This is a genomic window from Pseudomonas citronellolis (genome assembly GCF_029335315.1).
In the GTDB taxonomy this organism is placed as follows: Bacteria; Pseudomonadota; Gammaproteobacteria; order Pseudomonadales; family Pseudomonadaceae; genus Pseudomonas; species Pseudomonas citronellolis_A.
The window spans coordinates 45,522-58,995 of record NZ_JARJLT010000225.1 but is presented as its reverse complement, the minus strand read 5'-3'; the positions used below and the strand labels follow the sequence as shown (position 1 = coordinate 58,995).

The 13,474-nt window shown below is 68.8% G+C and carries 5 protein-coding genes; all 5 read right to left on the bottom strand.

The window, feature by feature from the left end; all coding sequences use genetic code 11:
* Nucleotides 1-2,813 (bottom strand): filamentous hemagglutinin N-terminal domain-containing protein (locus P3W75_RS17880; RefSeq protein ID WP_276228650.1); only part of this gene is annotated, 2,813 nt, incomplete at its 3' end.
* 134 nt (nucleotides 2,814-2,947) lie between these two features.
* The gene (locus P3W75_RS17875; RefSeq protein WP_276228649.1) at nucleotides 2,948-3,421 is read right to left on the bottom strand and encodes an SRPBCC family protein; all 474 of its coding nucleotides are present in this window, start codon (nucleotides 3,419-3,421) and stop codon (nucleotides 2,948-2,950) included.
* Nucleotides 3,405-3,761, bottom strand: coding sequence for an ArsR/SmtB family transcription factor (locus P3W75_RS17870; protein WP_276228648.1), 357 nt, complete (start codon nucleotides 3,759-3,761; stop codon nucleotides 3,405-3,407). Before P3W75_RS17870 ends, P3W75_RS17875 begins: the two co-directional genes overlap by 17 nt.
* Before the next feature lie 95 nt (nucleotides 3,762-3,856).
* The gene (locus tag P3W75_RS17865; protein ID WP_276228647.1) at nucleotides 3,857-11,677 is read right to left on the bottom strand and encodes a hemagglutinin repeat-containing protein; all 7,821 of its coding nucleotides are present in this window, start codon (nucleotides 11,675-11,677) and stop codon (nucleotides 3,857-3,859) included.
* Between the two features lie 11 nt (nucleotides 11,678-11,688).
* Entirely contained in the window at nucleotides 11,689-13,386 is a 1,698-nt protein-coding gene (locus tag P3W75_RS17860; protein ID WP_276228646.1) for a ShlB/FhaC/HecB family hemolysin secretion/activation protein, read from the bottom strand.
* Nucleotides 13,387-13,474 lie beyond the last annotated feature (88 nt).

Here is a 13,474-nt window from a genome sequence, read left to right as displayed (position 1 = left end):
GTGCGGGCGAGGAAGTGGCTGAGGCCTGCCGCCAGACCCGCTGGGTCGTCGCGGTAATTCGGGCTTTCGTACCAGAACTGGTCACTGAAGGCGTCCGCTTCATCGCGCCAGCTGCCCATGTGTTCGGTGCGCTGGGAGACGAACACGCGGAACGTCTCGATCTCGCCGGTGACCACGCCCTGGTTGGTCAGGCGGTTCACCGTGGCGTAGAGGTTGCCGCCCGCGGCGATCTGGCTGCTGGCGTTGTTCAGTTGGTCGGCGTCGATGCGCAGGTCGCCGCCGGCGCTGATCGAGGACGCGGCGCTGGCCTGCAGCACTTCGAGCTTGTCGCGCTCGGTGATTTCCCAGACGCCGTTGCGCTTGCCGGAGCAGTCGGCGATGGAGTCGTTGAGGTACTTGTAGCAGTTCACCTCGACGATCTGCGCCGTGTACTTGCCGGCGTCGTTGACCACCAGCACGGCGCGGGCGTTGTTCAGCGCGCTGACGTTCAGGCGCATGTCGCCCTGGCTTTCCAGGGTCGCGGAGAGGTTGTCCAGGCGCGCGGCGCGGCTGCCGGCGTCGTCGGCGGCAAGGTCCAGCGCGCCCAGGCTGAAGACGTCGGCGAAGCGGTTGGTGAAGCTGCCGACGCGCAGGGTCATGTCGGCGCCGCTGAAGATCAGGCCGTTTTCGTTGAGCAGGCTTGGGGTTTCGAGGCGCAGGTTGGCGCCGCTGCCGAGGGTGCCGTGGTTGTTCAGACTGGCGGCGTGCACGCGAAGGTCGCCGTCGCTGGTGAGGCGGCCGCTGTTGTCCAGCTGGCCGCCGAGGTCGATGTGCGTGAGGGCGCCACCGGCGATGTTGCCGGCGTTGCTCCAGTCGCCGCCGCGGCCGTTGAAGGTGCCGCTGGCGAGCAATTGGCCGCTGGCGAGTTGGGTCAGTTGGCCGATGTCGAGATTGAGCTCGCGGGCCTGGATCAGGCTGGCGTTGGTCCAGCTGGCGGCCTGGTAACTGAGGCTGCCGTTGGAAATGAAACTGCCGCCGGCGAGGCCGGCCTGGGCCAGGTCGAGGCCGAACTCGCCGCTACCCAGGTGACGCACGCTGCCGTTGTCGTTCAGCAGCGAACCGCTACCGATCAGCAGGTTCTGCGCGGCGCTTTCCAGGCTGCCGTTGCGGTTGTCCAGCAGGCCACTGGTGGTGATCCGGGTGGTGCCCTGCTCACCCAGGGCGCGCAGGCGGCCCTGGTTGTTGTTCAGACTGGCCGCCGCCAAGGTGAGCTGGTTGCTGGCCTCGAACAGGCCGAGGGTGTTGTCCAGCGTGCCACGCAGGCTGAAGTCGATGGAGAGTGCGCTGACCTGGCCGCCGCTGTTGAGGAAGTCGCCGCCGCCGATGGCCAGGCGGTCGTTGGCGAACAGGCTGCCGCCGTGGTTGTTCAGCGTGTCGCTGCGCAGGTCGATGGCCTGGGCGGTGATGCCGCCCTGCTGGTTGTCCAGGCTGCCGACGCGGCCGTCGATCCGGCCCTGGCTGCTGAGCAGGCCCTGCTCGCGGTTGTCCAGGTGATCGAGGTCGAGGCTCAGGCTTTGACCGGCGGCGAACAGGCCCTGGCGGTTGTCGAGGCTGCCGCCGCTGAGGCGGATGAGCTGACCGCCGATGCGGCCGTTGCGGTTGTCCAGGGTCGCGGCGCTAGCGTTCAGATCGCGTGAGGCGATCAGGCTGCCGGCGTTGCGCAGGGTCTGGGCGGTGATCGAGAGATCGCCCTTGCCTTCCGGACTGACGCCGGCTTCGATCACACCGCTGTTGCTGAGGCGCACGGCGCTCAGCTGGACACGGGAGCCCGCCGCCAGGCTCTGCGCATTGCTCAAGGTGCCAGTGGCCTGCACCGAAGCGCTGCCACCGGCATAGGCCGGGCCGCTCAGCGCTATGTCCTGGCCTTTCAGTGCCAGGTCGGCGCTGGCCGAGGCCTGGGCCAGCTCCAGCTTACCGTTGGCGTCGATGCGGATATCGCCGGCACTGGCCGCCATGTTGCCGGCCAGTTTCACGCCGATACCGGCCTCGGTGCCCACCAGGCGGATGCTGTTGGCGTACATGCCGCCGAGTGCGGAACTGTCGATGGCCAGTTGCGGCTTGGCGCTGCCGTCGTCGGGTTTGGTGCTGGCGGCCAGGGTCTCGGCGTCCACCTGGTTGCGCCCCGCCACCACGCTGAGCTGCTTGGCGTACAGGTCGGCGTTGAGCTTGGCGCTGCGGGTGATCAGTTCGAACTGGTCGACGTTGCCAGCGTTGAGCCCAGCGCCCTCGATGCTGATCGCGCCGCCATCGACGTCATAGCCCTGCAAACGCTCGCCGGCGAGGATCGGCTTGCCGGTGGTGAGGGTGATGCGTGGCGTGTTGATGAAGCCGCAGCCGTTGCACGTCACGCCGTGCGGGTTGGCGACGATGACGTGGGCACCCTGCCCGGCCACTTCGGTATAGCCCTGCAATCGCGAAGGGTTGCCGCCGGTGACCTCGTTGAGGATCTTCTGCGCCGCCTGACCCTTGAGGTTGGGGTTGCCCAGCACGATGCCGCCCAGCTGGGTGCTGGCGGTCTTGCCGGTGGCGTTGTTGAGGATCAGGCCCTGCTGGCCGACGGAATAGTCGCTGAACTTGTTGTGCGAGAGTCCCGCGCCATTCGGCGTGGCGATATTGACGATGGGCACCCCGTTGCCCGCCGCGCCCAGGCTGGCGTTGCCACCAGCGGCCGCGTCCACCGCGAGCTGCGCCGCCGTGGCGACGATGGGGTTGAGGAACAGCAGGCCGGCCAGGACGCTGGCCAGCGCCTGGCAGAGGGGGTGACGGATATTCATTCGGATTCGCGGAGGGCAGTTGCAGACCCGCGAACCCTAGGGGGAGTTCATCCGTCAGGCGTTAAGGAGCGTCGCTGTTCGCTGTAGGGCGCATCCCGATCGCGGATCCTGGTCCAGCCCCGCTGGCCCAAGGCTCAGCGCAGCGTGGCGGCGAACGCCTCCAGTTGGGTGATGACGGTGTTCCAGCCGTCGAAGAAACCCAGCTCTTCGTGGCGGTCGCGGGTGGCCGGGTCGGGGTGCATGACCCGCGCGGTGTAGCGGCAGCCGGGGCCTTCGTCGGCCATTTCGATGATGGCGCTGAAGCCCAGCCAGGGCGTGTGCGGCCGCCAGCCGGCGGTGAGCAGCGAGGTGAATGCCAGGCGCTGCTGCGGGACCACTTCGAGGAAGCTGCCGGGGTTGTCGCTGCGGCCGCCGTCGGGGCCGGTCATCAGGGTGTGGAAGGCGCCGCCGGGGCGCAGGTCGAAGGCCAGCACCTCGGTCTGCCAGGGTTTCGGGCACCACCACTGCTTCAGCAGCTCGGGCTCGGACCAGGCGCGCCACAGGGCGCTGCGCGGCGCTTGCAGGACACGGGTGATGATCAGGTCGCGGGGATCAGGGTTTGCGGACATCGCGGGTTTCCTCCTGGTGCAGGCGTTCGACGAATTCCACCATGCGCTCGGCCCGCGCTTCCCACAGGGCGCGCTGCTCGGCCAGCCAGCCCTCGGCTTCGGCCAGGCGCGCCGGGACCAGCTCGCAGGTGCGCGTGCGGCCATGCTTGCGGCTGCGGATCAGCCCGCTGCTTTCCAGCACCCGCAGGTGCTTGAGGAACGACGGCAGGGCCATGTCGAAGGGCTCCGCCAGGGCGGACACCGACCGCGCGCCACGGCCGAGCGCGCCGACGATGGCGCAGCGGGTCGGGTCGGCCAGGGCGTGGAAGACGTCGACGAGGGCGGTGTTTTTGTTAGCCATATGGCTAACTGTAGTCGCCCTTGGGAAAAAGCCAAGCGCCGGAAAGCACGATGCCCTCCGAGGAGGGCATCGCACGACTTACCGGGCGGCGCGCATCACTGCTGGTTCTGCTTGATGCTCACCTTGCCCGCCGACTGGATGTTGACCCCGGTGGACTGGTGGCTGGAGCCCACCTGCAGGTCCAGCGAGCTTTCGCCTTCCGGGCCCTCCTCCTCTTCCCCGGCCTTGGCACCCTCGGCGGCTTTCGCCGGTTCGGCCTTCTTCGCCGGCTGGGCGGCCTTGCTGTCGCCGCCGGAGGCCGGCTCCGAGCTGCTCTTGCCACTGACCGAGGCCTCGGCCTGGATACCGAAGCTGGACGAGCTACTCTGCGCGGCCTCCTGCTTCACCTGGCCGCCGGCGCTGATCGAGGTGTCGCCGCCGGACTGGATCTGCGTGCCGACCAGGGTGGTGTCCTTGCCGCTGCTGATGCTCACGCCCTGGCCGCCGCTGATCGAGCCGACCCGCGCGGTATCGCTGGACGCGGTGCTGTAGCCCACGCCGACGCCCGCCTCGCCTTCCTTCTCGGTGCCGCCGCTGTCGCTCTTGCCCGAGGAGGCGCTGCCGCTCAGGGAAAGCCCGACCTCGGAGCTGCTGGAGGTGTCCCGCGCTTCCTTGAAGGTGGCGTTGCCGCCGGCGTCCACGCTGGCCTTGCCGCCGGCGGCGATGTCGGTGCCTTCGAAGGTGGCGTCGCCGCCGGTCTTCACCGTGACGTTGCCGCCGGCCTGGATGCTGCCGGTGCGCGCGGTGCTGGAGCTTGAGCTGGAGTGGCTCATGTCGTAGCTGGCCGAAGCGCTGGCGTCGCTCTCGGAGACCTTCACCTCGACGCTGATGTCGTGGCTGCTGCCGCTGGAGCTGCTGGTGTCCTGGGCCGCCTTGTAGTCCAGGGAGCCGGCGCTGATCGAGGTGTCGCCGCCGGACTGGAACTGTGTGCCGACCAGGTTGGTCTCGTCCTTGCTGGTGGAGCTGATGTTGCCGCCGGCCTTGAAGCCGCTGGTGACGGCGGTGCTGGATTTCTCGCTGTCGCTGGAAATCGAGCCCTCGTAGGAGGCCTTGCCGCCGATCCCGCCGCCGGCCGAGCTGCCGCCCGAGGCGCTGGCGCTGGCCTCGACCCCGGCGGATACGCCGATGCGCGCATCGTGGCTCTGCGCGTCGCTGCTGGACCAGCTGGAGTCGGACACCGCCTCGTCGTGGATCGCCCGCGCGGTCTGGGTGATGTTGCCGCCCGCCTCCACCTGGGTGCCCTGGTCGGTGATGGTGTCGCTGGCGTTGCGGGTGAAGTTGCCGCCGGACTTGAAGCTGTTGGTGACCTGGGTCACCGAGCCTTCGCTGTTGCTCTCCGCCTCGTAGGAGTAGCGCAGGCCGGCGCTGACTTCCGCCGAGGCGCTGCCTTCGGCGTCGGCCTTGCCGGTGGAACTGGCCGAGGCGCTGCCCGACGCCGAGGCGCTGGTGCCCACATAGACGCCGGCGGTGTGGGTCTGCGCCGAGCTGCTGCTGGTGCTCACGTCCTGGGCGGCGACGTTGCGGATGTCGGTGGCGTTGATGTCCATGTTGCCGCCGGATTCCACCTGCGCGCCCTGGAAGGTCGCGGTGCCCTTGGCGTTGATGCTCATGTCGCCGCCGGACTTCAGGGTCGAGGCCGAGTTGCTCAGGTTGTAGCTGGACTCCTCGGAATGCTCGTGGCGCGCGCCTATGGTGGTGGTGGTGCTCGCCTCGGCACCGGCTTCGGCGCCCGCGCCGGCCACGCCGAGGCCGCTGACGCCGGCGGAAGCCGAGGCCCCGGCCTTGGCCGACGCGTCGTTGTAGATGCCGACGGAGGTGGTGTTGGTGGTGCTGTCGTGCCACTCCTCGTTGCGCCCGGTGAGCACCTGCACGTCCTTGGCGTCGACGTTCAGGTTGCCGCCGGCCTCGACGTTGGAGCCCTGCACGGTGACGGTGCCGTCGCTCTTCATGTCCAGGTTGCCGCCGACCTTGAGGTTGGAAGCGACGCTGGTGTTCTTGCCGTCGTGGCTGGTGGTCACGCTGGTTTCGGCGAGCTTGAGGTTCGCCGAACCGCCGGCGCTGGCCTCGGCCGAGGCGCCCGCCTGCATGCCGCCGGCGCCGGCCAGGGCCTTGGCCTCGGCGCCGCCGGAGCTGTCCGCCTTGAGGAAGGTGGTGGTCTCGGTGCGGGTGGTGGTGCGCTTCTCGTCCAGGCCGTCGAGCACCGAGATGCCCTGCTTGGCGTCGAGGCTGGCGTTGCCGCCGATGTCGACGTCGGAGCCCTGGATGACCATCGACTTGCCGGCGTTGACGTCGGCGTTGCCGCCCACGCTGAGGGTCGAGCCGACGTTGGTGCCGGTGAAGTCGGTGGTGGTGGTCTTCTGCGTGCCGTAGAGGCCACCGCCGACGCCCAGGCCGGACTTGCTGGTGACCGTGGAGACGGTTTCCTTGTCCTGCCGCGCTTCGACGCGGAAGTCGCCGCCGGCGTCGACGCCGAGGTCGCCGCCGACCTTGGCCTGGCTGCCGGCCAGCACGGTGTCGCCGCCGCTGCTGATCTTCAGGTTGCCGCCGGTGGACAGGGTCGAGCCGATGTTCTTCTCGGTCTGTACGTTGGTGGTGGTCGAGCTGCCGCCGAGGAAGCCGCCGTGGGACACGGTGTCGGTGGTGGCGCGGGAGTCGACGATGGTGTCGACGGTGACGTTGCCGCCGGCCGCCAGCGAGGCGTCGCCGCCGGCGCTGACATTGGCGCCCTTGACGTTGATGTCCTTGGCCGCGTCGATGTTCAGGTCGCCGCTGGACTCGATGCTGGCGGTCTTGCCGATGGCGGTGCCGCGCGAGGCGTTGTCGCCGTTGGTGATGGCCAGGGTCTGGTTGGTCACGCTGCCGCCGGTGGAGGTGACGCTGACGTCGCCACCTTTCAGGGTGCCGCTGGTGTTGGTCACGTCGCCGCTGGTCTTCACCGTCAGCGAGTTGCCGCCGGCGATGGTGCCGCCGGTGTTGTTCAGGGCGTCGCCGGCGATGTTGACGTTGCTGCCGGAAATCACCGCGCCGCTCTCGACCGCCGCGACAGTGGTCGGTGCCAGGTAGACGCGCGGGGCCAGGACCTTCTGCCCGCCGACATCCACCTCCTCCATCCAGACGATGTCCTGGGTCAGGTTCGCCGCCTGCTCCGGGGTCAGCGCCTTGCCGAATTCCAGGCCCAGGCTCTGGCCCTGCTCGTAGGCCTGGTCCATCAGTTTCTGCATCTGCGCGGCTTCGTTGTCGTAGCCGGCGATGACGTTGTTGCCGGTCAGCTGGATCAGCTGCTGGCGGATCAGGTAGGCCTCGTAGTTGGCGTCGCCCAGGCGCTTCTGCACGTCGTCCGGGTTGTAGCCGTAGCGCTCGGCCAGGTAGTCGGAGCCGACGAAGTCCGAGCCCACGGCGTAGTTGGGGTTGGTCTCGACCAGGTACTTGGCCTTCGGGTCCTTGCTGACCACGAAGTAGCCGTTGGGGTTGGTCGGCAGGCTGATGTTCAGGCCCGGCAGCACGGAGCCGCCGGACACGCCGCTACCGCTGCCCGCGCCCGAGGCGCTGTTGCTGCCGGTCGCGCTGCCCGCCCCGCTGGCACTGCCGGCGTTGCTCCCGCCGCTGGTGCTGTTGACGCTGGCGCCGACGCTGGAGCCCCGCTTGACCAGGCTCTCGTCGTCCGGCCAGGGCGAGCCGATGTTGTTCAGGGTGCCAGAGGTAAAGTTCACCGTGCCGCCATAGATGCCCGCGCCGCTGGAAGCCACGGTGCTGGCGCCGACGAAGGCCGCGCCGGCGATGGCCGCTTCCTTCGCCTGGTTGACATCCCGGTACGACACCCAGCCTTCGCCGACGGCCCAGTGGCCGCCACCGGGGGTCCAGTTGTCCCAGTTGAAGTCGTCGTCGTCCGGGCCGTTGGGGCCGCCGTCGTCCTTGCCGGTGCAGCCGGCGGTGCCGTTGTTCCAGTAGCACAGGTACTGCGGGTCGCTGTCGATGCGCGCCCAGTAGATCCAGTTGCCGCCGTCCTCGATGGCGATCCAGCGGCGGGTCAGGTTGTACTTGTAGAGCACCAGGTCCTGGTTGGTGAAGGTACCGCTGCCACCGATGTTCACGGTATTGGCGGAAATCACCGCGCCATCGTTCAGGCCGCTGGCGCCGTAGTTGATGGATAGCGTGCTGCCGGCGCCGTTGGCGATGATCTGCGCCTTGGTCAGCCCGGTCACCAGGGCGGTGTCGAGGGTGTTGCCGTTGCTGTCGACGAAGTGCTCGGTGCGGGTGATGTCCTGGTTGTAGACGTCGGCGTTCATGCCGTCGCTGCCGGCGCCGTCGTCGGCGATCTCGACGCTGTGTTCGCCCCCTGGCACCGCCACGGCACCGTCCCAGGCCTTGCCGATGGCGCCGCCGTTGTACAGGGTCTGGTTGACGAAGGAGTTGCTGGTGGTGATGGTGCCGTTGCCGGCGATCACCACCGCGCCGTTGTTGACGAAGTCGCGGCTGCTGGAAGTCAGCGAACCGCTGCTGTTGATCTCGGCGTTGCTGCGGTTGCGCACGGTGCCCGAGCTGGCGGTGAGCTTCAGCGCGGTGCCGGCGTAGAGCGAACCGTAGTTGTCGATGTTGCCGCTGGAGGCGGTCAGTGCCAGCTGTTGCAGGCCGGCGATGCCCGCGGTGGCCGAGTTGTAGAGGCTGGCCGCCTGCACCGTCAGGTTGGTGTTGGCGAGGATCAGCGCGTAGTTGTTCAGGGCGCCGCTGGCGTTCAGGGTGACGCTGCCGCTGCGGGTGGCGCCGACGATCTTCGCGCTGCTGTTGCTGGCGCCGCCGTTGGTGAGCGAGGCCAGGGTTGCGGTCAGGCTGCCGTTGGCCTGCAGGGTGCCCTGGTTGTTCAGGACCACCGCGCGACCGGCTTCACCGAGGGTCAGGTCGGCATTGGTTACCAGGGTGCCGTTGTTGTTCAGCTGGCTGGCCTGGACGTCCAGGTCGCCGTTGGAATGCAGGCTGCCATAGTTGGCCAGGGTGCCGCTGATATCGAGGTTGCTGGTACCACCGAGCACGGCGCTGTTGAGGCTGGCGGTGGTGTTGCTGGCGCTGCCGTTGGTGAGCGAGGTCAGGGTCGCGGTCAGGGAGCCGTCGGACTGCAGGGAACCCTGGTTGTTCAGGGTCAGGGCGCGGCCGGTTTCACCGAGGATGAGATCGCCCTTGCTGACCAGGGTGCCGTTGTTGGTCAACTGCGTGGCCTGGATATCCAAGTCCGAGTTGGACTGCAGGGTGCCGTAGTTGCTCAGGTTGCCGCTGACGTCCAGGCTGCTGGTACCACGCAGCACGGCGCCGCTGAGCTGCGCGGCGGTGTTGCCGGCGCCACCGTTGGTCAGCGCGGCGAGGGTCGCGGTCAGGTTGCCGTCGGCGGTGAGCTTGCCCTGGTTGTTCAGGGTCAACGCCGGGCCAGCGGCTCCGAGGGTCAGCTCGCCGTTGGTGCCGAGGGTGCCGTAGTTGTTCAGCTGGGCCGCCTGGATATCCAGGTCCGAGTTGGACTGCAGCGTGCCGTAGTTGCTCAGGTTGCCGCTGATGTCCAGGCTGCTGGTGCCGCGCAGCACGGCCGCGTTGAGTTGTGCGGCGGTGTTGCCGGCGGCGCCGTTGGTGAGCGCGGCGAGGGTCGCGGTCAGGCTGCCGTCGACGGTCACCTTGCCCTGGTTGTTCAGGGTCAGCGCCGGGCCGCCGGCGCCCAGGGTCAGGTCGCCGTTGACCGCCAGGGTGCCGTTGTTGTTCAGCTGGCTGGCCTGGACGTCCAGGTCGGCGTTGGAACGCAGCGTGCCGTAGTTGCTCAGGGTGCCGCCGACCTTCAGGTCAACGTCGCCGCTGTCGTGGGCGCCTTCGATCACTGCATTGGCGTTGCCGGCGCTGCCGTTGCTCAGCGAGTCGAGGGTGGCCTGCAGGTTGGCGGCGCTGCGCAGCGTGCCCTGGTTGTCCAGGGTCATCGAGTGGCCGCTGGCGCCGAGGGTCAGGTCGCCTACCGACTCCAGCGAACCGCCGTTGAACAGGCTGGCGGACTGGATGGTCAGGTCGGTGCTGGCGAGCAGCTTGCCGTAGTTGTTCAGCGCGCCGCCGACCTGCAGGTTGGTGCGGCCGTCGCGGTTGGCGCCCTGGATGCTGGCGCTGGAATTGCTGGCGCTGCCGTTGGCGAGCGAGTCGAGCTTGGCGGTCAGGCTGCCGTCAGCCTGCACCGAACCCTGGTTGTTCAGCCCCAGGGTATGGCCGTCGGCGCCGAGGTTCAGGTTGCCGCTGGTCTGGATCGAGCCGCTGTTGTTCAGCTGCGCCGAGGCGTCGCTGGCCTTGAGGGTCATGTCGCCCGCGCTCTGCAGGCTGCCCTTCTGCTCCAGGGTGCCGGAGGCCGCCGCGGTCAGCGTGGCCTTGCTCTTCAGGCTGCCGCCGCTGCCGACCTTGAGGTCGCCGGCGCTGGCCAGCAGATTCATGTTGCCGACCGATTGCAGCGAGGCGTTGGCCAGGTCGATCTCGCCGCTGTCGGCGCTGATGCTCAGGGCGTTGCTGGCGCCGGCGTTGGAGCCGCTGTACAGCGTCGCGCCGAGGGCGCCGACGTTGAAGGTGCCGGTTTCCACGCCCAGGTCGTTGCCGGCGCCCCAGCTGGAGCCGTCGACGCGGGTCGCGCCGCTGATGTCCAGGTGGCTGTCGGCGCTGGCGAAGCGGGCCGCGCCGGACGAGCTGTCGGTGAGGCTGCCAGCCTCGATATCGAGGTTGCGGCCGGCGCTCAGCGCGCCCTCGTTGAGGGTCACGCCACCGCCGTTCTGCGCGGTCAAGGCCAGGTCCTGCTTGGCGCTCAGGCGCGCCTGGCTGCCGGAGACGGTGATGGCGCCGGCATCGCTGGCGTCGCTGCCGGTGTAGGTCACGGCGAGGTCGCGCTGGGCGCTGACGCTGCTGTTCAGCTCGATCTTGCCGGCGCTGGTGAGGGTGAAGTCGTCGGCGCTGGCCGCCGCTTCGCCGCGCATGCGCACCCCTACCCCGCCTTCGGTGGCGAGCAGGCGGATGCGGTTGGCGTACATGCCGCCCAGGGCGGTGGAGTCGATGGCGTACAGCGGCTTGTCGGCGCTGCCGGCCTTGGCCGTGACGCTGCGGTCGGCGTAGGCGAAGTCGTTGCTGCCGGCGACCACGCCGACGTCCTGGCCGTTGAGCTGGCCGTCGAGTTTCACCGAGCGCGCCACCAGGTCGAGTACCTGCTGATTGCGCGCGTCGATGCCGGCGCCTTCCACGAGGATGTCGCCCTGGGTCACCGAGAAGCCGGCCACGCGGCCGTCGGCGCCGATGGTCGGCACGCCGGTGGTCAGGGTCGCGCGGTCGCTGTTGATGAAGCCGCAACCCGAGCAGGTGATGCCGTAGGGGTTGGCGACGATCACGTCGGCCTTGCCGCCGACCACCTCGGTGTAGCCCTGCAGCGAGGAACGATTGGGCGCCACCACCTCGTTGAGGATGACCTTGGCCTCGTTGGTCAGGTTGACGTTCGGTACGATCTGCCCGGCCAGCTGCGATTGCAGCGCGCCGGCCTTGGTCAGCGCCGAGTTGTTGTTGAGCACCTGGCCGGTGGGGTCGACGTTGTAGTTCAAATAGCGGTTATGCGATACGCCGGCGCCGTTGGCGGTGGCGATGTCGACCACCTGCACGCCGTTGGGCGCGTTGTACACCTGAGTGTTGCCGCTGGCCACCTGGGTGCCGGCGGCCATCACCGTATTGATGCTCAGCGCCGCGCAGATCGGCGTGAGCAGGAACACGCCGGGGCGGCTGCCCAGCCACAGGCCGGCGCGTTCGCCGCGCTTACCGCGCACGCTGGCCAGCTCGGAGACGACCACGAAGGCACCGCGGGCGACGCTCCAGATGATCCGGAAGACATGGTTCATGGTCTATGTCCTTATAGGGCCAGGCTGACGTTGAAGAAGGTGGAGTCGCCGTCCGCGGCGGAGCCCAGGTAACCCGGCGAGCTGATCGGGTGCGATTCCAGCAGGTCGATGCTGAGCGCGCCGTAGTACAGGCCGAGGCCGGCGGAGACGCTGCTCAGCTCGCCGCCGGGGGTGTTCGGCGCGCGGTTGCGCACGCTGCCGTAGTCGGCGCCCAGGTACGGGCGCAGGGTCAGCGCGCGGCCGCCGATCAGGGCCAGCGGGCGGGTCCAGCTGAGGTCGTTGCGCAGGTAGTAGCCGTGGTCGCCGCTGATCGGCGTTTCGGCGAAGCCGCGCACGGTGAAGGGGCTGCCGATGGACAGTTGCTCCGAGCCGTAGAGCACGTCCAGTGCGTACTGGCCGGAGAACGAGGAGTTCAGCGAGAAGCTTTCGCCGGCCAGCTGGAACGGCCGGTAGTAGCTGACGCCGTACTTGAGCTTGGTGAACTGCGCGCGCGGCGCCCAGTCCGGCAGGTGGTCGGCGTCGTCCAGTGCGTCGAACCACTTCAGGCCGCGGGCCACGCCGCCGCTCAGGGTCAGGGCGCCGCCGGCGACCTGGGTGGTGAAGTTGGAGTCGAGGTCGAACACCGTCAGGTTGCGGCTGCTGACTTCCAGCAGGATGCCTTCCAGGTAGTTCTCGCTCTTCTTCTGGGTCAGCGAGCCGGACAGCGTCCACAGCGACTGCTGGCCGCGCCAGAGCACGTGGTCCAGGCGTATCGAGTAGTTCTTCGAGTTGCCGTTGGTGTGCAGCTTGGCGCCGCTGGGCGCGCTGAGCAGGCTGGCGTACTCGGAGTCGGAGGCGCTCAGGCTGAGGGTGCTGTAGCCCAGCGGGATGACGTACGACAGGTTGCTCAGGTAGGACGAGTGCTGGCCGGTGTCGTAGGGCTGCGAACGCTGGTGGCTGAAGCTGATGTAGTCGTTCAGGCCCAGCGGGTTGTCCAGCGCCAGGTTGGCGCCCAGCTGGTTCTGCCCGGTGGCTTCCTGGCCGTAGTTGTCGAAGCTCAGGCCGGCGTGCCAGCGCCGGGTCGGCGCGTTGTGGAAGGTCACCACGCTGTCGCCGGGCGCGCTGCCGGGCTGGATGTCCATGGTCGCGTCGTTGGAGCGCAGGCGGTTGATCTGGTCCAGCGCCTGTTCCAGGTCGCGCAGGTTCAGCGGCTTGCCGAGCATGCCGAGGGTCACCCCGGGCAGCCACACGGAATCCTTGCCGCCGTCGTCCAGCAGCACGCTGCGCAGCTTGCCCTCCTCGATCTGCACCTGCAGCTTGCCGGTGGTCAGGTCCTGCCCCGGCAGGTAGGCGCGCGCCGCCACGTAGCCCTTCTCGATGTAGGCGTTGGTGAAGGCGCCGAGGATGCGTTCGATCTCCGCCACGCCCAGGCACTTGTCCTGGTACGGGGCCAGCAGTTCGTCGACGCGGGCCTTGCTCAGCAGGGTCACGCCGGTCACCGAGATGCTGCGGATCTCCCGGCAGGTGGCCGAGACCCGGTCCGGGGTCGCGCGCGGCTGCACTTGCAGGCGCGTGGGCGCCGCTTCGGAGTTGAGGTCCTGCTGGCGCTGGCGCTCGATCTGTTCGCGCTGCTGGTTCTGCAGGCGGTCGGCCTGGCGCACGGCGGCGCCGATGTCCGCGCCGGGCTGGGCGGCCTGGGCGAGGTTGAACAGGCTGCACAGGGAAACCACGACAACGGGGCACAGCGGGGCCAGGGGAAAACCTCGGAAACGAGGCTCCAGGGAAGGGGCGAAGCGCATCGGGTTGCTCACAAACTGG